Origin of the sequence: Virgibacillus oceani (assembly GCF_041521345.1) — a bacterium.
GTDB lineage: Bacteria > Bacillota > Bacilli > Bacillales > Amphibacillaceae > Virgibacillus_N > Virgibacillus_N oceani_A.
In genome coordinates, this window is record NZ_JBGOHB010000011.1 from 30,502 (window position 1) to 51,884 (window position 21,383).

Genomic DNA, 21,383 nt, shown 5'->3' on the forward strand with positions numbered 1-21,383 from the left:
CTGTAATTAAAGTTTTACACTTTATTGCCTGTTAAAATGTTTGTTTCCATTCGATTTGCGTCAAATCAGCATAGCTGTGAATCAAACCTGCTATACTATTCATTAATGCCAATCGATTGTTTCTCAAGTCTTCCTCGTCTGCCATTACCATATTGTTATCAAAGAAACCATGTATTTCATTCGTCAGTTCACCAATAGCTTCGAGTGCTTTGCCGGCCTTCATTTCATCATTTGCCTTTGCAAACTTATCCTTGCAAGTCAAATATTTTTCATATAATACTTTTTCGGTATCTGTTTGTAAGTAATCTGTATCTAATTGTGTAAGCTCCGTTTTCTTTGCTATATTCAATACACGAACAAGGGCTTCATGTACAGGTTTAAATGCTGGGCACGTGCGTTTTTCCGACAGTAATTTTGCTTTTGCAAATGTATAATGAAAGACCCCGATTTCCTGGTGCAGTACAGACTGAATCACATCCTGCTCCAAATCGCTGTCCTTCAGTATCATCTGAGCACGAAGATTAAAAAATGATCTCACCGTTTCCTGTTTGTCATTTTCAAACTGCTTTTCAGATATCTCCAGTATTTGTTCGACTGGAATACGCCATCCTTTGGCATACATTATTTTTAAAATCCCTGCAGCTTGACGTCTTAGACCATAAGGGTCCTGGGAGCCTGTTGGAATGAGACCAACAGATATACAGCCAACAATCGTATCTAATTTATCTGCTATACTTACAATGGAGCCAGCCGTTGTCTGCGGAAGTTCCCCGTTTGCATGGACTGGCAAGTAATGCTCTCCAACCGCCTTTGCTACCGGCTCTTTTTCACCATAATTTAATGCGTATTTTTCCCCGATGCCCCCCTGGAGTTCGGTAAATTCATTCACCATGTTTGTCATTAAATCAAATTTACAGATTTCTGTAGCACGGATTGCTGTATCGGAAGTATTATTATCCAGTTTCAGTAATTTGGTTAATTCCTCTGCTATATGAACCATTCTTTGAACTTTTTCCTGATAGGTCCCCAACTTTTCCTGGAAGACGACGCGATCCAATTTATTTATATAATAATCTATCGGATTCTTTTGATCTTCCTCATAGAAAAATCTGGCATCCTGGAGTCTTGCCCGCAGTACTTTTTCATTTCCTTTTATTACTGTATCGAGCTCATAATCGTCCCCATTTCTTACACCTATGAATTCAGGCAGTAATTCACCTGTGGCAGATTTTACCGGAAAATATCGTTGATGCTCTTTCATTGATGTAATTAACACTTCTGGAGGCAACGCAAGAAATGAATCATCATAACTTCCGGAAAATACAGTAGGGAACTCAACCAAATTTCTTACCTCGGCCAATAATTCATCATCCATTGGGATACGGATGTTTTCCTTTTTTTCCAGCTCTTTCATCTCTTTTATAATGCGATTTTCCCTTTCTTTTGCATCGGCAATAACATAATTTTTGTATAACTCTTCCTCGTAATCTTTCGGAGCCCTTAATGTTATTTTCTCCCCTAAAAAACGGTGGCCATAGGTAACATTGCCGGAATGAACATGGGCAATCTCAAACGGGATCACATCTTCTCCGTATATAGCTGCAATCCAGCGGATCGGGCGGGCATATCGTATTGAGTCCGAGCCCCATCGCATATTTTTCCCAAAAGTGATAGACATAATGATATCTTTAAAGTCAGGCAATAATGCTGCAGTATCTTTTCCTTCAATATATTTTTTCACAAAAATATATGAGGTTCCTTTCATTTCTTTTACATAAATGTCTTCTACTGTTTTACCTTGACCTCTCGTAAATCCAACAGCTGCTTTGGACCAATTTCCATCATCATCTTTAGCAATTTTCTCGGCAGGTCCTTTCACTTCTTCTTCTAGAGAAGTCTGCTTATCATTCACTCTGTTAATCACAACGCTCAATCGTCTCGGTGTGGAGTAAGAAGTAATGGAATCATAATGAATTCGCGACGCTTCCAGCCAGTCTGCCGTGTTTTCCTTCAGCTGTATTTCTGCCTGATCAATAAACCTGGCCGGTAATTCTTCCAGGCCAATCTCGAACAATACATCTTTAGCCATTTAATTTACCTCCTTTTTCAGCATAGGAAATCCAAGCCGTTCTCTTTCTGTTACATAGGCCTTCGCAATATTTCGCGCAAGATTTCTGACCCTTTTTATATAGCCGGTTCTCTCTGTTACTGAAATAACTCCTTTTGCATCAAGCAAATTAAATACATGGGAACATTTCAACACATAATCATAGGACGGGAAAACCAGACCTTTCTTCATTGTTGCTTTTGCTTCCTGTTCATAAGTTGTAAACAATTCAAACAGCATATCTGTATTTGATTCTGTAAATGTATATTTTGAGTGCTCGTATTCAGGCTGGTAAAATATATCCCGGACTGTTACCCCCTCCGTCCATTCCAGATCAAACACATTTTCTTTATCCTGAATATACGAAGCAAGCCGCTCAATGCCGTATGTTAATTCTACAGAAACTGGGTTAGCCTCCAATCCTCCAATTTGCTGAAAATACGTGAATTGGGTGATTTCCATGCCATCAAGCCACACTTCCCACCCTAAACCTGCAGCTCCTAATGTGGGATTTTCCCAGTTATCTTCCACAAAACGGATATCATGTTTTCTTGGATCGATCCCGAAATTTATTAAAGAATCCAAATACAAATCTTGAATATTATCCGGGGATGGTTTCATAATTACCTGGAATTGATGATGCTGGTACAGCCGATTGGGATTATCTCCGTATCGTCCATCAGCCGGTCTTCTCGATGGTTCTACATAAGCAACATTCCATGGCTCTGGACCCAGACTTCGGAGCAATGTCATCGGAGACATTGTTCCGGCTCCCTTTTCCACGTCATATGCCTGCATAATAATGCAATTTTGATCAGACCAATGTTTTTGTAAGTTTAAAATCATATTCTGTATATTCATATAAGCTCAACCTCCAACTATAATATATTTTCATCCTGGTTATTCAAATGCTTATACACAAAGGCTGGTTTGTAAAATTATATTGCTTTTGATACATAATCTATAAACTGTGACGTAACTATTCTTTATTTCCTAAGTCTAAGCAACACCTACTGTCCGGGATCGCTTCGGGCGGATGCTTTCCGCGGGCACGGCCTCAGCCTCCTCGAGAAGACCGCTCTGCGGGGTCTTCGGACTTGTGCTGTTCCCGCAGGACAAGGAAGGCTGCGTCAGCATTACATCGCACGAAGAAAATTGCATTATATTTTCGAGGAGTCACCGCCCTACGCTCACCCGGACTAGTGAGAGCACAATTGCTTCGGTCAATTGCACTAGTAATAGGTAGTAAACCAATTCCAGCGGAGGAAATACACGGAGACTCCTGCGGGAGGAATGGCCTCGGTGAGACCCCGCAGTGCGACAAATGAAGGCCGACTAAAACCGCCCTTTGCGGGCAACGTCGGCATACCCCTTGTCGGGGCAAGGAGGCTCACCAGCCACCCGCGGAAAGCGTAGTGTATTTCCGGAGCGTTAATCGGTACTCAAACAACATTTAAAGTTACGCCGCAGTTTCCTTCTACTGTGCGATCAAAAAGCAACACAAAATACGAAAAGAGTCCTAATCAAAAATCCCGTCCCTATGCCTAAGATAAGACATAGGGACGGGATTATAAGCCCGCGGTTCCACCCTACTTGCTTCATTATACCTGAAGCCGCTTTATGGCATGTGCTCCGGAGTGCCTTTCCTTTCTGCTTTTATGTTCAGCTTTCACCATTCTGAACTCGCTTTAGTCAGGGAACAAAAAGTACTGATCTCCATCAGTGCACTATAAATTAATAATGATTATGTAAAAATAATACGCCAGTCGAAACCGTCTTGTCAATCAAATTTTCTTATTCTAACAAATGAAGCTGATTAATTACTTTACGTGATTTCAAAAAATAGCCACCATATTGTTCATAGTAAGCATCCATTATTTTTCGCAGCAGCTTAATATTTTCCTGTTTAACTGAAATAGATCCGACTCGTCTCAGTTCCACTGTACTGAATATATGCATTAGTTTTGCAATTGCAGGTGATATGGCAAATGCATGGGTGTCATTTCTGCTGCACTGATTGCATAACAATCCGGCCTCCCGTATCGAGAAAAAGGTGAGTCCATCAGTGCTGCCACAATGACTGCAGCCATGCACGGTTGGTGCAAAGCCGCCTTTTTTAAATAATTTTAGTTCATACATCATGATTGGAACAGATGCATCTTCATTTTCTTCTATCCATCGCATCGTATCCAATAATTCTTCAAAAATATAGCCATCCGGGCTTTTAGATTCCGTGAGTTTATCCGTTAACTCCACGACATAAGCGGTAAACGCCGTTTTTATAATATCCTCACGCACTGCCCGGAAGGAATCAATTACTTCACCTTGTTGGATGGTGCTTAAACCGCTGTTTATATACATATAAAATTGACCCAGGATGAATGGCTGTGTTACTGCAGACATTCTGCTTTTTGTTTTTTTGGCCCCTCTTGCCAAAGCTGAAATTTTACCAAGTTTTTTGCTGAAAATCGTTACTATCTTATGAGATTCACCGTAATCACTAGACTTTATAATAACTCCTTCGATTTTTTCCAGCACTTAGCTTCCCCTTTCAACTTTTCTTCTCTTTTCTTATTATATCAAATGTCATTGGCAAAAGTGCTATTTTTTGTTCAGCCAGTTTAATTACATTTTACTATCCACGGAATGAACTTCTTTATCCTTAATCTCTTTTTCGTTCCATGCCCCATTGTCATTTTCAATCTGTTTCATTAACAAATAAGTTTCAATGTTTCCCGTTTGACTAAATACTTTCCACGTAAAATCAATCACAAGAAACCTCACCTTTCTTTGTGTTTAAAGTGTTTCCTTCTTATCGTTTCCACTCCAACGTGAGACCATGAGTATTAAATTTTTCCATGTTTAGTAATCATCTTTCCGAAACCCGTATTCTTGAAGGTATTGCTGCCTATTTCGCCAATCTTTTTTCACCTTGACCCAGAGTTCCAAAAATACTTTTGTGCCAAGTAAATTCTCTATATCCTGGCGGGCTTTTCTCCCAATAACTTTTAGCATGCTTCCTTGCTTCCCGATTAGAATACCCTTTTGTGTATTCCTTTCAGTTATTATGGTTGCCTGAATTAACAATGTGTCCGATTCCCTTTTTTCTATATTTTCCATTACAACTGCAATCGAATGGGGGATTTCTTCCCTTGTTAATTCCAATACTTTTTCACGTATCAGCTCACTCATTAAAAACCTTTCCGGGTGATCTGTTACTTGATCACTTGGATAATACTGCGGACCTTCAGGAAGATAAGTTTTTAAAACTTCCAGCAATCTGCTGAGGTTATTCCTTTGAAGTGCAGATATGGGAATAATTTCTTTAAAATCATGCTTCTCTTTATACTGATCAATTAACGGAAATAATTGATCCGGGTGTACCTGATCGATCTTATTAATAATTAAAAACACCGGACGGTTTACCTTTGCCAGTCTGTCCAATATATATTGATCGCCCTTTCCGTATCCTTCTTCCGCATTGATCATAAAAAGAATAGCATCCACTTCATTCAAAGTGTTCTCGGCCATATTAACCATGAAATCTCCGAGTTTATGTTTCGGCTTGTGGATGCCGGGGGTATCAATAAACACCATTTGCGCTTCTTCTTCTGTTAATACACCTTGAATTTTATGTCGTGTTGTCTGCGGTTTATCGCTCATGATGGCAATCTTTTGCCCGATTACCGCATTCATAAATGTTGATTTTCCTACATTAGGCCTTCCAATGATGGCAATAATTCCTGATTTAAATGTTGTATCCATTCTTTTTCCTCCAAGATAGCGTTTCAAACTTTGTATGTTTCTATATACCCTTTTTCTGTTGTAATTATCATACTATAATTGCAACGCACTTTCATGTATTCGACAAAACAAGTAAAAACTTTCTCTTATTCGCCCTAAAATAGCATAGTATAAAATAAATATAAAAAAGCCTCCGAATCGATGCAAGGCTTTTTGATGGGACTAGCATTTACGAGCTGTCCGGGGGCTTTTGTTTAAAATAAAATAAGCAGTTTCGGGATAAATATAATAACACCAATCAACACAGCTGTAATTGCCGTTATTAAAACAGCACCTGCTGCGTAATCCTTAATCAATTTGGCTGTTGGATGAATTTCCGGTTTCATATAATCAATCGTTTTTTCAATAACAGTATTTATTAATTCAGCAACTAAAACAAAACCGATAACCAAAATAATCAATGCCCATTCCAAACGACTTAATTCTAATACGAATGCGGCAATAATTACAATTACGGTAAATATGAGGTGAATTCGGAAGTTTTTCTCCAATTTGGCCGCTTCTCGTAATCCATTCCATGCAAAAGAAAAACCAATGGCTCTGTTTTTATCTTTCAATGCCAAACTCACCTAAAATCTCTTCCTGGCGTTTAAACATGATCACTTCATCTTCTTTATTTATATGATCATATCCCAGCAAGTGCAAAAAGCCGTGAACTGCTAAAAACCCGAGTTCTCTTTCTAAAGAATGATTATATTCTTTTGCCTGTTCTTTTGCTTTATCAATAGAAATGACAATATCCCCGAGCGTTAATGGTATATCCTCCCCTACAATTTTCGGTTCTTCTTCCACCGACTCCTGCATGGCAAATGAAATGACATCTGTCGGTTCATCTTTTTGCCTGTAGTTGCGGTTTAATTCCTTAATTTCATTGTTGTCCACAAAGTTAATGGAGACCTCGGCTTCATGTGAAATACTTTCCTTATTTGCTGCGTAAACCAGTAACTGCTGCAATAAATCGATATAATCACTTGGAACAGATCTTGTTTGGTCTAGAAAATCAATATGCATTATTTTGCCTCCTTGATAGGATATTGAATACGCGAATGGAAAATTCCTTTTAACGTATTACAAACCGTTCGTTGAACAACATCCAGTTCATGCAAAGTAAGCGGAGTTTCACTTAACTGTCCGTCAGTCATACGGTCTTTAACAATGGACGATACAATCTCCTCTATTTTTTGCTCTGTCGGCTCTTTTAAGGAGCGTACAGCCGCTTCCACAGAATCACAAATACAAACGATGGCAGCTTCTTTTGTTTGCGGTTTAGGCCCTGGATAACGATAGTTTTCTTCCTTTACATGTTTATTTGTTTCCTTTTCCTTATAGTAAAAATATTTCAAGAGAGTTGTGCCATGATGCTGTTTTGCTATATCTATAATTTCCTCCGGCAGCCGGTGCTTCTTTAACATGTCCGCCCCGTCATATGGATGGCTTATAATAATTTCTGCACTTTGCTTCGGTGAAATCACGTCATGCGGGTTATTGATCGATAATTGATTTTCGATAAAATAATGCGGTCTTACTGTTTTACCAATATCATGATAATATGCGCCTACTCTTGCCAATAAACCATTTGCGCCAACAGCTTCACAAGCAGTTTCACTTAAGTTGGCCACCATGACGGAATGGTGGTATGTTCCCGGTGCTTCTGTCAGCAGCTTCTTTAACAATGGCTGGTTTGGACTGGCAAGCTGCAGCAATTTAATATCTGTTAAAATCCCAAGACCTGTTTCAAAAAACGGCAATAATCCAATCATTAATACGGCAGAAAGAAATGCTGAAGCCAAACCAAAAGATGATTGAATCAAAATATCGGTAATGGCATATCTTTCGATGGAGAGAAATAGAAATAATAGTACAGTCAGTATATTAATAACGGTCATGCCGATACCTGAACGTAAAATGGACAACCGGTCTTTTACATTCATTAGAAAGATGATGCCTGCCAGCTGAGCCAAAAAGAAATAGATCCCTGCTTCCACATTTAATGATCCGGGTATTTGTCCATTAAAGATAATACTGCCCAAAATAGCATAGATCCCGCTATAAACAATAGCAGTTCTCTCGTGAATTAATTGTTTTATTAATAGTACACCGGTGGCAACAGGGACGGCAAAGAACAGATTATTTGCCCCAGTTGTGTATAAACTGACAACTTTCATTATAGAAACAACCAGAACACTTATAATTAAAATAGCAATAACTTTTTTTCTATCCATTTTCTTCTTTTTGGAAAGCCAATACATTTCATGAGCAGCAATAAAAGAAATAATAAGCAGCAGCATAGCAAGACCAATGAGCGGATACAGGTTCCGATCATTGTCCATCGCTCCTACAAGTGTCAGCTCTTCATATATTTCATTTGTTATTGTCTGCCCTTCATGGACAATGGTCTCCCCTGCTCTAATAACAACTGGATCGACGCTTGAGGCAGCATTCCTTCTAGCTTCCATCGTTTTTTCCATATCAAAAAATGAATTTTCAACTATTGCAAATTCAGTAAGCTTTGTTAATTCATTTTTTAACTCCGGGGTTAATTCCGCATAATTAATGCTTTGTTTCATCGTTGATTTGGCACTTTGAATATTTTCCGTTCGCACCCCGTCCTGCATCGTATCTTCCAATAAACTTATGAAAAGTTCCTGTCCTTCTTCTCTTTCGTTTTCAGGTATTTCAACCAGTTGGATAAACACACTGTCATTTACAACATCCGTAATTTCTGTAGACAATATTTCTTTTAGCTGCTGAACTTTTTCCCTATTGGAAATAGGTACTGCTGCCTGATTTTCTTCGCTGTCGCCCGCTGGTCTCAAGCTTTCTTCCTCCAACTTGGAGATAGCTTCAAAAATTTCTGCAACATATTTAATACGTTCTTCTGTAATTTCTTCAGATATATTATAACGATCTTCCACAGCTTGGACTGTTTCCCGCGTCTGCCTTTCCGTTGCCTGTTCATTTTCTATTGTAACAGGTGACCGAATGCTGTCTCTGGCGTTGGTGAACCTTTCAGCATCATATGTTTCCATATGTACATTGGATAACGTAATAAAAAAGAAAAACACTGCTAAGAAAAGCACGCTTATTAAAATAAATACCCGATTACCGGTTTTATTGAAAAATAATCCTGCTTTTTTTGACATTTTCTTTTTCATTTATTTCACCCCGGGAAAATAGAGAAATAAGACCCGCTCTGCTGGGGTCTTACCACTATTATCTAATTATTTGTTTCATATGCTTCTATGATCTGCTGTACCAATGGGTGTCTTATCACGTCTGTTGCATCCAAATATACAAAAGAAATTCCTTTGACCTTATTTAAAAGCCTGTCTGCTACTTGCAGCCCTGATTTCACGCCTTTCGGAAGGTCAATTTGTGTAATATCGCCGGTAACAACCATTTTGGAACCAAACCCAAGACGAGTTAAAAACATTTTCATTTGTTCAGGTGTCGTATTTTGTGCTTCATCCAGTATAACGAAAGCATCGTCGAGTGTTCTCCCTCTCATATATGCAAGGGGGGCGATCTCAATAGTTTCTCTTTCAATAAGCCTTAACGTGTGTTCGACACCAAGCACGTCATGCAGCGCGTCATATAATGGGCGCAAATAAGGATCCACTTTTTCTTTTAAATCCCCCGGTAAAAAACCAAGGCTTTCCCCTGCTTCAACAGCAGGTCTAGTAAGTATTATTCTTTTTATGAGGCCGTTTTTAAGCGCGTGGACCGCCATAACCACTGCCAAATATGTTTTACCCGTGCCAGCAGGGCCAATCCCAAACACAAGATCATTCGCCCTGATGGAGGCAATATATCTTTTTTGCCCCAGTGTTTTCACTCTGATTGCTTTTCCTTGCACATTCTTTGTTATCTCATCTTCAAAAAGTGTTTCAAATTGAGCTATTTTTCCTTTCTTGGCAAGATCCACAGCATAAACTACATCCCGTTCCGATATCGACAGCCCTTTTCGGATCACAGAAAGTAATGCCGGTAAAATTGCCTCGAGCAAGGCTATATCTTCATTTTCCCCTGACACTCTGATTTGTTCTCCGCGGGTGACGATAGAAACATTTAATAATTCTTCGAGCTGCAAAAGGTATTTGTCATTTGTGCCAAATAAAGCCAATGCTTCATTAGGGTTTGCTAAGTGCAAATCAATTTCTGTGAGGTTCTCTGACATACTCAATCTCCTTGATTTAAAGGTTGAAATTCTGCAATATCTTCTTCTACATTTAGATATAAGTTTACTTTAACTTTACCACTGTCGGTAGTTTCTTGCAAAATTTTTTCCGATAAAATTTCAGCATCCTGTCCAAGCTGTAAAGTTAATTCACTTTTTGCTTGTTCGATTCCAATATTTATTGCTTCTTCCTTTGTTCTCTCGTCCTCTTGATACACCATTTCATTCAATGTCATTTGCACAAAGGAGAAAGGCAGATCCCATTTAATGAAATTAATTGGTTTTTCATCTATTTCCCTGTGAATAGCGTTGTAGTCAGGCTCACCAAATCCCCAAACAGGCAATTGTAAGTTTCCTGCCCGGATATAATATTTATTTTTATGTTCCCCTGTTAACAGTTCTAAACTTTTTTTTAATGGAATAGTTACTTCCGCTTCATACCATGTAGTACCAGTTATCTCTCCTTCAGCTGCTACATACTCCACTTCTTTTTTTTCATCTTCTGTATCCTCATTTTCAGATTCTTCATCGTCTATTATTCCCGACACAAGGACGTCTCCGGGCTCTACAAAATCATTAACACTTACTTGCGGAATTCCCTCAGTTACATACATATTTTTAATGACGCCTTTTTTTGTGGCAACCAGGTGACGCGGCCCGTCCACTTCTTCCTCTTCGACTATAACTTTTTCTACACCTTCCAGGTTATAGGTTGTCCCTTTTTGATCCACACCTACCCATAATAGTTCAGGAATATCCTCCACCAATTTTTTTTGAATATCATTTGGTGAATCTATGGAGAATTTCCATGCTCCGGTATGGACGCCATAGCTGTCCAGCTGCTTTGTAATTTTTTCTTCAATATCCTTAGGCACGCCTGTAACTTTAACTTCCCAAATTATATTAGATAAAAATAATATAAGCATTATACTTAGTACAATACCAATCAGTAATTCTTTTCTCCTAAAAAATCTGCTTAGGAAAAAAGGAACCCCTGCTTTCTGCGCAAATCGTATTTTGTAATAGGTTTGCTTCCTTATTTTTTTAATTTCGCTTACATCACTCAATTTTACATTTCCCTGACATTGATTTGATGCTGTTTTTTTTATGTCCCAAACCGGAATCCCTTTTTCGGCACATAACTGAAAAAATAGCTCCGGCTGATTTCCATTCACTGAAATAGTTACATATCCTGTAAAAAAAGATCCTTGTATCTTTTTCATGTCATCCTCCTTACTCCGGAATAAATGTTACTTCTTTGATCATTCCTTCTAATAGTATCTCTTCCGGCAGCATCATTTTTAGAACAAAAGAAGATCCCTTCACCTGGATATATCCTTTATTGGATTTTAATTTGAGCTCCGTTTCCGAGTATGTAATCAGCCCTTGATGGTTTTCAATGTAAACATGCAAATCCCCGACTATCGTTATCCTCGGTAGCCCCAGAACAACATCTGATGGAAGGGCCAGGTATTTTATTAACCATGGTTTCATTCCCTGCTGCAGCTTTTTCATTCACACAGCCCCCTCTTACCATCATATTTATGAAAATAAACTAGTAATAAGAACTTGGAAATATGCAAATGTGAAATTAGAGAAGAAGTGAAGCAAAAGCATGTTATATCTGAAGTCAAGATAATGGAACTAACACTATAGTGAAATAAAAAAAAGGTTATTTACATGAAACCATGTAAATAACCTTTTCTTTATTGATTTTTTCTTCTTTCTGTTATAATACTTCGATAAGGCTTTCTTGCTCTTGGCGGGCCTAACACTTCGGACATGATAATTCCATTTATTAAGCCTTTGCCTTTCAAACTTTGAGATACACCTGCTTTTATTTCTTCCTGCTCTATTGACAAGTCCACTTTACTGGCTTCCTGCAGGACACTTCTTCCTGTTGAAACTCCCTCTTGTACCTCATCCAGCTTTTCATTGGCTCTTGTATTAAAACGATCTGCCAACTTTTCCATTTGTTTCTTTTGCTGCTCTTCTACGGATACGGAGGAGACGGTTTCCCTTGCCCTGTCAAGTGTATCCCTTACCGGAGTGCGGCTATCATCCCGTGAGGACTGCGGATTACGGGAAGCCTGCGGAACAGGCTTTGTCGGCCTGCTCCGTTTTTTTCTTTCCTCTTCCTTCTGCTTTGCAGCATTATCTCTTAAAAATCCTAAAATCCCCACAATGATCAGTAAAACGATAAAGAAATTGCCGAATATTAACTCCAAAAGAGCTTCCATTATTCATTCTCCTTTATAGCAAATTTCTTAGTTATGTGGGCCGTTGTTATTATCGTTATTATCATCTGTTAACTTACCAATAGTATCTCTCATATCAGTATCAGCATCTATATTTTTGTAACTCATGTAATCCATGACACCAAGGTTCCCTGAACGCAATGCTTCAGCAAGCGCGAGTGGTACATCTGCCTCTGCTTCAACAACTTTCGCACGCATTTCTTGTGTACGGGCAACCATTTCTTGTTCTTGAGCAACAGCCATAGCACGACGCTCTTCTGCCTTAGCCTGTGCAATATTTTTATCTGCTTCTGCCTGATCCGTTTGCAGAATAGCACCGATGTTTTTACCGATGTCCACGTCTGCAATATCAATGGACAAAATTTCAAAAGCGGTACCGGCATCAAGGCCTTTACCTAGCACAGTCTGTGAAATGGTATCCGGGTTTTCCAGTACTCGTGCGTGTGTTTCCGAACTACCGATTGTACTTACCACACCTTCGCCGACCCGAGCGATGATTGTTTCTTCACCTGCACCACCGACAAGGCGGTCAATATTGGCTCGTACAGTAATTCTTGCTTTGGCTTTTACTTCAATACCGTCTATTGCAATACCGGCAATGAACGGTGTTTCGATTACTTCCGGGTTTACACTCATTTGAACGGCTTCGAGTACGTCTCGACCTGCCAGATCAATAGCTGCACCACGCTCAAATGGCAATTCAATATTGGCACGGTGAGCAGCGATTAAAGCATTTACTACCCTGTCTACGTTACCACCGGCCAAATAGTGACTTTCCAATTGGTTTGTTTTTAATCCCAGTCCTGCTTTATGTGCTTTAATTAAAGGATTAATTACTCTGTTTGGTACAACTCTACGCAGTCTCATCCCTACCAGAGTGAAAATGCCAACTTTTACACCAGCTGCTAAAGCACTAATCCATAGCATTACTGGAATAAACGTAAATAATATTGCCAAAGCAATAATGATCACCGCAATAATAATCAGCGGCATAAGTTCGTTTAATTCCATGAAAATTCCTCCTGTTTGTTTATTTATTATATATTAGATTTCTCTAACAACAATACGGGCACCTTCTACTTTTACAATTTTCACTTTTACATTCACATCAATGAATGCACCTTCAGACACGACATCCATCCGTTCATCATTAAATATAGCTGCACCTGAAGGACGCAATGGTGTCGCTGTTTCACCTTCCAGCCCAATTAATTCCAGCCTGTTGACAGTAGATACATAACCAAGCTCTGTCGTATTTTCGTCTAATAGTACAATGTGCCGGAAAACACCCTTATTCATTCCTATTCTCTTAAATAATACGACAGCAGTGACCAAGGAAACTAAAAAGGCGATAGAGATACTCATTGACATATGGCCAACATCATAGCCGGACATAAATAATGAACCGATAATTGCAGCGACACCGAGCAAACCAAAAATCCCTCCTGCCACAAAGATCTCTGCAACAATTAAACCAATTCCTATAAGTAGCAGTATGACAGCTTCTGCCCCTGCCAGCCCGGCAACAATATGTCCATAAAAAAATAAAACGAGTGAAAGAATCCCAATCGACCCAGGAACGCCAAAGCCCGGGGAATATAATTCAACTATTAAGCCAAGACTTCCTAAGGATAAAAGAATAGGAATAATTACCGGATTGGTCAAAAAACGTGCAACCTCTTCAGCAAATGAAGTTTCCATTTCTATTATTGCCGCATCAGCCAAACCCAGTTCATGCAGTAATTCGACCCTGTCGCCGACTGTACCTTCTGAATAATCGACTTCCAGAGCTGTGGAAGGATCCAATGTGAGATAATCACCCTCCGGAGCCCCTATTTCCGGCATATCTATCGATGGATCTGCCATAGCTGCAGCATATAAAGGATCTCTCCCTTTGGACTCTGCAGCACTTCTCATTGCTGCAAGCCAAGCGGATTGCGCTTTATCATCAGCAGCAGTTCCATCTCCTGTGATTACGCCGCTTGAGCCCATAGTTGCCTGTGGCCTCATATAAATATTGTCTGTATTCAAAGCTATATAGGACCCAGCAGATAAAGCCTGATTAACCACAAAGGATGTCGTTGGGATATCAAGCGCCTGCAGAATACTTGCAATATTCCCCGCCGCATCCACACGGCCACCTGGTGTGTTAATTTCGAAAATGATATGGTCTGCCCCTTCTTCAACAGCTTCCTCTGTTGTACGGGATAAAAATGCCTCAAGCCCTCGTTCTACTTCTTTTTCTATAGGAATAACGTAAACCGATTGCCCGCCGCCGTTATCGTCATCATTGGCGTGAATTACACCGAATTTACTAACTGTGAACACCACAGTCAGCATGAACAGCACTACTATGTATGTGAAAGTCTTTTTGCCCGGCACAAAGATCACCCCCTTACAAATATATATCTTTACATACGTATAACAGATGCGTTCGGTTTCATTTTTCCCATATTCTTATGTTAATAATATCATAAATCATGCACGCTCGTATATTCAAATTGCTGGAATAGTTCAGAAAGAAAAAGATGCAGTGTATAAAGAACGAAAATTAACATATAATAGGTGAATCCAGTTGGCATAAAAGAACCTTGCCGCAAATAATGACAAGGTTCTTAAATAAATATTAATTTAACTGTTTTTGTACAATTTTGTTGATTTGTGCGCCATCAGCTTTTCCCTTTACTTTTGGCATGATCGCACTCATTACCTTTCCGATATCCTTTTTTGAAGAAGCATTTACTTCCTGAATTGTTGATTGAACTATTTTCTCAAGCTCCTCATTGGAAAGCTGCTTTGGCATATATTCCTGTAAAATATGAAGTTCAGATTCTGTTTTTTCTACAAGATCATCGCGTCCAGCTGATTTGAATTCTTGGAGGGAATCTTTTCTTTGTTTTACCTCTCTGGACAAAACATTCAGTTCTTCATCTTTGGAAAGTGTATTATTTCCAACTTTTATTGCTTCATTTTGTATGGAAGCCTTCACCATTCGAATTACGCTAAGGGTTTGTTTATCTTTATTTTTCATTGCCTGTTTCATATCTTGATTAAGCTTTTCAAGTAATGTCATTGCTAAAAGCACCCTCTTTTACTATTTGCGTTTTCTGGCAGCTTCTGATTTTTTCTTACGTCTAACGCTAGGTTTTTCATAGTGTTCACGCTTACGATATTCTTGTAATGTACCACTTTTTGACACATTACGCTTAAAGCGACGAAGAGCATCTTCAAGAGACTCGTTTTTACGAACGCGAGTTGTATTTGACATGCTATTTTCCCTCCCTCCGAAGCACAAAACAAATTAAGAAGCATATGTAGTAAACTATACATATGTCTTTTTAGATTATAATATAATACTACTTATTGGTCAACAAATTAATTAACCTTTTATCGGGATCCCGATCGATTTCAATAATCATCAGTTGCTTTTCCGTCATTTAAAATAGTCACGCCTGCACTGGCGCCAATACGGCTTGCACCGGCTTCAATCATCATTTTTGTTGCCTTTAAATCACGAATCCCGCCGGATGCTTTTACTCCCATTTCAGTTCCAACTGTCTTACGCATTAACTCAATATCAGATTGGATTGCCCCGCCGCCGGAAAAGCCTGTTGAAGTTTTCACATAATCTGCTCCAGCTTCATTTGCCAATTGGCAAGCAAGTACTTTTTCCTCGTCTGTCAGCAGGGCTGCTTCAATAATCACTTTTGTAAGTGCTTGTTCTCCGGCTTCCTGTACAACTGCTTTAATATCTTCTTTTATTACTTGATCATGTCCGCTTTTTAATTCACCTATATTTATCACCATGTCTATTTCTGTTGCCCCATCTTTAATCGCTTGCTTTGTTTCAAACACCTTTGTTTCCGTGGAGGTTGCCCCTAACGGAAAACCAATAACGGTACATACCTTTACTTTTGTATTTCTTAAACGTTCATAACAGAATGGCACCCAGTGTGGATTAACGCAAACCGAAGCAAATTCATATTCTTTTGCTTCCTCTACAAGCTGCGCTATTTTTTCCTGCGTTGTATCCGGCTTAAGTTGTGTATGGTCGATATATTTTGCCAGTTCCATATACTCACCTCTTTTCTAAACGGAACAGAGGGACAAGTCCTTTCGATGGGACGAGCATTTAGCGCAGTCTCAGGTACATTGTCCCAATTTTTAATCTAAAAGTAGGACGGGAAACCAATCCCTTTCCTACATTACATTAATCTGCTCGTTTGCTGTTTCATCCATAATTCTAACAAAAGTTCCTTCATTTATAGGGTAACCAGCCTTTGAAATTTTCACACGAATAATTTTTCCGATCATATCCGGTGTACCATCAAATTGCACTTTTAAATAATTATCCGTGTAGCCGACTAGTTTTTCCGGCTGATTTTTATCTTGTACATGTTCTTCCGGGATAACTTCCAACACTTCATTTTCATAATTGGAAGCATATTTTTTTGCCAGTTGATCAGACAGGGCTATTAAACGATGGACGCGATCATTTTTCACATCGTCCTCAACCTGCTCCTTCATACGTGCAGCAGGTGTGCCGGTACGACGGGAAAACGGAAAAACATGCAATTCGGAGAAGCCTATTTCCTGAATAAAACGGTAGGTTTCCATGAATTCTTCGTCAGTTTCTCCTGGAAAACCAACAATTACATCAGAGGTAATAGCTAGACCAGGCAGTGCTTTTTTAATTTTATTTACTTTTTCTTTATAGTATTCAGTGGAATATTTCCTTCTCATTCTTTCAAGAACGGTATCAGAGCCCGACTGTAATGGGATATGCAAGTGCCGTACTATTTTTTCAGAGTTATTAAGTACATCAATAACCTCATCGGTAATCTGGCTTGCTTCGATGGAAGAGATCCGAATTCGCTTTAGCCCCTCCACTTTTGTTTCCAGATTCTTAAGCAGGTCAGCAAAATTATAGTCTGTCATATCTTCACCGTAGCCGGCTGTATGGATCCCTGTTAATACGATTTCCTTATAGCCTGCATCAACTAATTTTCGTGCTTGCACAAGTACATTTTCCGGATCCCTGGAACGGAGCAGCCCCCTTGACCACGGGATAATACAGAATGTACAGAAGTTGTTGCAGCCTTCCTGGATTTTCAAAGAAGCTCGGGTACGATCGGTAAATTCAGGTACGTCCATCTCTTCGAAAACACGGTTTTTCATGATACTTTTCACACCGTTAATTGGTTCTCTGGTTTTCTGGTGTTCATCAATATATTTAAGCATGTTTTTTCGATCCTGCGTACCAACGACTACATCAACGCCGGGAATTTCAATGATCTCCCCCGGCGATGTTTGTGCATAACAGCCCGTAACGCAAATAATTGCTTCCGGGTTTTTTCTGACTGCCCGGCGGATCACCTGTCTGCTTTTTTTATCACCGGTATTCGTTACCGTACATGTGTTAATGACATATACATCGGAGTTGCGGTCAAAATCCACACGATCGTAACCGTTATTTTTAAACATATTCCATATTCCTTCAGTTTCATAATGATTTACCTTACAGCCTAATGTATGAAAAGCAACTGTTGGCATCATTTACACCCCAATTCTTCAAAATGGTAGGAAATACTTGCAAGTGCATAGAGAGAGGCAGTTTCTGTTCGCAGTATTCTCGGCCCAAGCCGGACTGAATGAAAATCATGTTCTTTCAGCAAGTTGGCTTCGTTTTGGGAAAACCCTCCCTCAGGGCCAATACATAAAATTAACCGGCGGTACTGATTTTGGCTTATTTTTTTTAATATCGTTCCCAATGATTGGTGATTCCCTGTTTTTGCTTCTTCTTCATATGCAAAAATTTTCAGGTCATATGCTTTCGTTTCTTCCAGTAAATCTGCCATAGACATAACCGGATATATGTACGGAATTTTATTGCGGTGACTTTGTTCACTTGCTTCTTTGGCAATTTTATTCAGCCGGGTTATTTTTTTCTTTTTCTTTTTATCATCCCAGACAACAATGGATCTTTCTGCTTGAAAAGGAAGATAGGAATGAGCACCAAGCTCCGTTCCTTTTTGTATAATATAATCGATTTTATCCCCCTTTGGCAAGCCTTGGGCAATGATAACATCGATTGGTAATTCTTTATTTTCTTCCATTTGTTCCAAAACTTTAGTATGTACTTCGCTTGGACTGCTGCTGATTATTTCACATACTGCAGCATAACCTTCCGGGTGATTGCAAATTACCTGATCCCCTGCTTTTAGACGCATTACTCGATTAATATGGTGGGCATCTTCACCTGTTATGATAATTTGATTATCTTCCCAGCCTGATTCAGGGACAAAGTATCGCTGCAATTCGATCACCTTCTTATTTCAAAGTAAACCTTGGGTCAAATCGTTCGAATTATCATTTATCACCCAGGATCCCAGACCCTATTATGCTTTTCTTAGCAACAATAGATAGCCAGTCATTCATCTCGTTTATTTCCAGGATTTGAAACCCTTCATTTTGTAGCTTGTCCACTACTAATTGCTTTTTGCTCTGTATAATCCCTGAAGTAATAAACAAACCGCCATTTTTTAAATTATTCCATGCATCCTCAGTAAACGTAATAATAATTTCCGCTAATATATTAGAGACAATAATGTCTGCTTGTTCATTAACATTTTCCAATAAATTATTTTGCTGTGCTGAAATCTTTTTTTCCATTCGGTTGAGCTGGGCGTTTAATTCCGTACTTTTAACTGCTACATCATCAAGATCGTATGCATTAGCTTTTTTCACACCCAATAAAGCGGAGGCAATACTTAAGACGCCGGAACCTGAACCTACATCCATGATGAAATCATTCTTATTTATGTATTTCTCCAAAGCTTGTATGCTTAGCATGGTTGTTGGATGTGTACCGGTTCCAAACGCCATCCCTGGATCAAGCTCAATGATTACTTCTTCCCCGGAAGCTGGTTTATACTTTTCCCATGTTGGCGTGATTGTAATTTTTTCAGAAATTTTAACCGGCTTATAGTATTTTTTCCAAGCAGTAGCCCAATCTTCCTCATCTATTTCACTAACTTTAATATTGTTTTTCCCAATATTTATTCCAAATTGCTTCAAATTACTTACTGCTTCGCTTATTTGGTCTACCGTTTCTTTCAGGGAACTATTAGCCGGAATATAAGCCTTTATATATACTCCTTCTTGTGGGTAGTCATCCGAATTCAAGGCATACATTTCTCCAAAGGTATCCCTGTGTTCACGGTGTAAATCGAGTGGATCCTCAATGACCAGGCCGCTGGCTCCTGCTTCATGTATTAAATTTGCTATTGGTTCAACCGCCTCGTTTGTTGTATGAATACGTATTTCTGCCCATTGCATGTTTGGATCCACTCTTTTCTTTTGGCTGTTTTCACATCGTTTGTTGCTCTTCCATCCTCACCCAATATACTCCCCTTTCACCTTTAGACGCGAAAGGGGAGCCTCGGGGCCAATAGTTTCCGTCGACGCCGCTTTAGTTATTCAATACTGCCGCTCCAGAGTCTCACCTTTGCCTTTTCCTCCCTAAGATATCAGTTTGTTATTCAGTTGCTAATAAGGTGATGAACACCTTAAGACGCAACAAATATTTTGTAGGACGAGTAATCTCAGGCTCGATCTAGAATTAAGCATCTCTATTTTATCATTGTTTACTGGAATCATTCACTTTTAAATGCTTTTTTAAACCGCTGGAACAGGGAATTATCCTGTTCATCTGTTGCATCGTGGCCGCCGAGCTTATTAAATTCCCGTATCAAATCTTTTTGCTGGTCTGTCATTTTTGTTGGTGTCATGACTTTTACTTTGATATGCTGGTCTCCATGACCGTATCCACGCACATTTGGTGCTCCTTTGCCTTTTAAGCGGAATGTTTTTCCTGTCTGTGTTCCGGCAGGGATTTTTAGCATTACTTTCCCGTGCACGGTCGGCACTTCAATTTCATCGCCAAGTGCCACCTGGGCAAATGTTAATGGAAGCTCACAAAATATATGGTCCCCATCCCGGGTAAAGAAGTCATGTGACCTGATTTGAACTGCCACGAATAAATCCCCCGGAGGTCCTCCATTTATGCCTGCTTCCCCTTTTCCTGCTACGCGGATCTGCTGGCCCTCATCAATACCGGCCGGGATAGAAATATTAATTTTACGATGTTTTTTAACTCTCCCTGCCCCACCACATGTGTTACATTTCTCAGGGATGATTTTTCCTGATCCTTGACAGTGATGACAAACTCTTTTATTGACGACGCGGCCAAACGGTGTGTTTTGTTCCGTATTTAACTGGCCTGAACCTTGACAGTGGGAGCAGGTATTTGTTTTTGTTCCCGGCTTGGCTCCTGATCCGTGACATGTTTCACAATTCTCCTCTTTAGGAATTCGGATGTCTGTTTCTTTTCCAAATATAGCTTCTTTAAAATCCAGAACAATGGTAAATTGAAGATCTGCTCCTTGTTGAGGTGCATTAGGGTCACGTCTCGCACCGCCGCCAAAGAACATGTCAAAAATATCTCCGAAGCCTCCAAAGTCCTGTGCGCCATCGCCAAAACCTCCAAAGCCTTGTCCTTGGGGACCGGAATGCCCAAACTGGTCATACTGCGAACGTTTCTGTTCATCGCTTAACACTTCATAGGCTTCTTTCGCTTCTTTAAATTTTTCTGCAGCATCAGCTTCTGTATTCACGTCCGGATGATATTTTCTGGCTAATTTTCTATATGATCTTTTAATTTCTTCTTTTGAAGCATCGTTACTTATTCCAAGTACATCATAATAATCACGTTTACTCACTGTTTATTCACTCTCCCGACACTATTACATAACTTTAATCTTATCACTTCTTCTTGCTCAGTTACAACCGGTAAACAGTAAAAAGTCAAAGCCAAGAAGTTCCTGACTTTGACTTAGATTTATTTATTCGTTTGGCGTTTTTCATATAATTTGTTGCTACTCATCCTGAAGCCGAATATACTTCGCTTTCACTCTCCGAGCAAATGCGACATCGGTTCAACTCACTCTGTTCGTTTCACCGTGTCTTCTTTGCCGCA

At 39.4% G+C, this 21,383-nt stretch carries 21 protein-coding genes and 1 other annotated feature; all 21 genes read right to left on the reverse strand.

From position 1 onward, the window contains the following. Positions 1–31 precede the first annotated feature (31 nt). Positions 32–2,089: a glycine--tRNA ligase subunit beta gene (glyS, locus tag ACDX78_RS09715; RefSeq protein ID WP_486027389.1), complete on the reverse strand. Its 2,058-nt coding sequence runs from the start codon at positions 2,087–2,089 to the stop codon at positions 32–34. Beyond that, positions 2,090–2,968 carry a glycine--tRNA ligase subunit alpha gene (gene glyQ / locus ACDX78_RS09720; protein WP_486027391.1) on the reverse strand — a complete coding sequence of 293 codons (879 nt, stop codon included), beginning with the start codon at positions 2,966–2,968 and terminating at the stop codon, positions 2,090–2,092. Between the two features lie 694 nt (positions 2,969–3,662). After that, positions 3,663–3,839, reverse strand: a binding site (T-box leader). Positions 3,840–3,901: 62 nt separating this feature from the next. After that, on the reverse strand, positions 3,902–4,645 hold the full coding sequence (gene recO, locus ACDX78_RS09725; RefSeq protein WP_486027393.1) for a DNA repair protein RecO: 744 nt from the start codon (positions 4,643–4,645) through the stop codon (positions 3,902–3,904). Between the two features lie 87 nt (positions 4,646–4,732). Next, positions 4,733–4,879: a YqzL family protein gene (locus tag ACDX78_RS09730; protein ID WP_486027395.1), complete on the reverse strand. Its 147-nt coding sequence runs from the start codon at positions 4,877–4,879 to the stop codon at positions 4,733–4,735. Positions 4,880–4,969: 90 nt separating this feature from the next. Beyond that, positions 4,970–5,872, reverse strand: coding sequence for a GTPase Era (gene era / locus ACDX78_RS09735; protein WP_486027396.1), 903 nt, complete (start codon positions 5,870–5,872; stop codon positions 4,970–4,972). 233 nt (positions 5,873–6,105) lie between these two features. Then, the gene (locus ACDX78_RS09740; RefSeq protein ID WP_486027398.1) at positions 6,106–6,468 is read right to left on the reverse strand and encodes a diacylglycerol kinase family protein; all 363 of its coding nucleotides are present in this window, start codon (positions 6,466–6,468) and stop codon (positions 6,106–6,108) included. Continuing rightward, positions 6,458–6,922, reverse strand: a complete 465-nt coding sequence (ybeY, locus tag ACDX78_RS09745; RefSeq protein WP_486027400.1) for an rRNA maturation RNase YbeY — start codon at positions 6,920–6,922, stop codon at positions 6,458–6,460. The genes ACDX78_RS09740 and ybeY overlap by 11 nt, the downstream gene beginning before the upstream one ends. Further along, the gene (locus tag ACDX78_RS09750) at positions 6,922–9,066 is read right to left on the reverse strand and encodes an HD family phosphohydrolase (protein WP_486027401.1); all 2,145 of its coding nucleotides are present in this window, start codon (positions 9,064–9,066) and stop codon (positions 6,922–6,924) included. The genes ybeY and ACDX78_RS09750 overlap by 1 nt, the downstream gene beginning before the upstream one ends. A 62-nt stretch (positions 9,067–9,128) precedes the next feature. Continuing rightward, complete coding sequence (locus tag ACDX78_RS09755) at positions 9,129–10,088, reverse strand: PhoH family protein (RefSeq protein WP_486027402.1); 960 nt, start codon at positions 10,086–10,088, stop codon at positions 9,129–9,131. Between the two features lie 2 nt (positions 10,089–10,090). Next, positions 10,091–11,311 (reverse strand): sporulation protein YqfD, encoded by a 1,221-nt coding sequence (yqfD, locus tag ACDX78_RS09760; protein ID WP_486027404.1) that lies wholly within the window; start codon positions 11,309–11,311, stop codon positions 10,091–10,093. A gap of 10 nt (positions 11,312–11,321) precedes the next feature. After that, positions 11,322–11,603 carry a sporulation protein YqfC gene (gene yqfC / locus ACDX78_RS09765; protein ID WP_486027405.1) on the reverse strand — a complete coding sequence of 94 codons (282 nt, stop codon included), beginning with the start codon at positions 11,601–11,603 and terminating at the stop codon, positions 11,322–11,324. 191 nt (positions 11,604–11,794) lie between these two features. Further along, positions 11,795–12,328: a hypothetical protein gene (locus ACDX78_RS09770; RefSeq protein WP_486027407.1), complete on the reverse strand. Its 534-nt coding sequence runs from the start codon at positions 12,326–12,328 to the stop codon at positions 11,795–11,797. Between the two features lie 27 nt (positions 12,329–12,355). Then, entirely contained in the window at positions 12,356–13,357 is a 1,002-nt protein-coding gene (gene floA / locus ACDX78_RS09775) for a flotillin-like protein FloA (protein ID WP_486027408.1), read from the reverse strand. Between the two features lie 33 nt (positions 13,358–13,390). Then, positions 13,391–14,686: an NfeD family protein gene (locus ACDX78_RS09780; RefSeq protein ID WP_486027549.1), complete on the reverse strand. Its 1,296-nt coding sequence runs from the start codon at positions 14,684–14,686 to the stop codon at positions 13,391–13,393. Positions 14,687–14,972: 286 nt separating this feature from the next. Next, positions 14,973–15,419, reverse strand: a complete 447-nt coding sequence (locus ACDX78_RS09785) for a GatB/YqeY domain-containing protein (RefSeq protein ID WP_486027410.1) — start codon at positions 15,417–15,419, stop codon at positions 14,973–14,975. A 21-nt stretch (positions 15,420–15,440) separates the two neighbouring features. Next, entirely contained in the window at positions 15,441–15,614 is a 174-nt protein-coding gene (gene rpsU, locus ACDX78_RS09790) for a 30S ribosomal protein S21 (protein ID WP_486027412.1), read from the reverse strand. Positions 15,615–15,754: 140 nt separating this feature from the next. Then, complete coding sequence (gene deoC, locus ACDX78_RS09795; RefSeq protein ID WP_486027413.1) at positions 15,755–16,420, reverse strand: deoxyribose-phosphate aldolase; 666 nt, start codon at positions 16,418–16,420, stop codon at positions 15,755–15,757. A gap of 126 nt (positions 16,421–16,546) precedes the next feature. Continuing rightward, the gene (mtaB, locus tag ACDX78_RS09800) at positions 16,547–17,899 is read right to left on the reverse strand and encodes a tRNA (N(6)-L-threonylcarbamoyladenosine(37)-C(2))-methylthiotransferase MtaB (protein ID WP_486027415.1); all 1,353 of its coding nucleotides are present in this window, start codon (positions 17,897–17,899) and stop codon (positions 16,547–16,549) included. Beyond that, positions 17,899–18,663, reverse strand: a complete 765-nt coding sequence (locus ACDX78_RS09805; protein WP_486027417.1) for a 16S rRNA (uracil(1498)-N(3))-methyltransferase — start codon at positions 18,661–18,663, stop codon at positions 17,899–17,901. Before ACDX78_RS09805 ends, mtaB begins: the two co-directional genes overlap by 1 nt. A gap of 52 nt (positions 18,664–18,715) precedes the next feature. Continuing rightward, a complete protein-coding gene (prmA, locus tag ACDX78_RS09810) occupies positions 18,716–19,684 on the reverse strand; it encodes a 50S ribosomal protein L11 methyltransferase (RefSeq protein WP_486027419.1) in 969 nt (322 codons plus the stop codon). Between the two features lie 317 nt (positions 19,685–20,001). Then, positions 20,002–21,126: a molecular chaperone DnaJ gene (dnaJ, locus tag ACDX78_RS09815; RefSeq protein ID WP_486027421.1), complete on the reverse strand. Its 1,125-nt coding sequence runs from the start codon at positions 21,124–21,126 to the stop codon at positions 20,002–20,004. Positions 21,127–21,383: the final 257 nt, after the last annotated feature.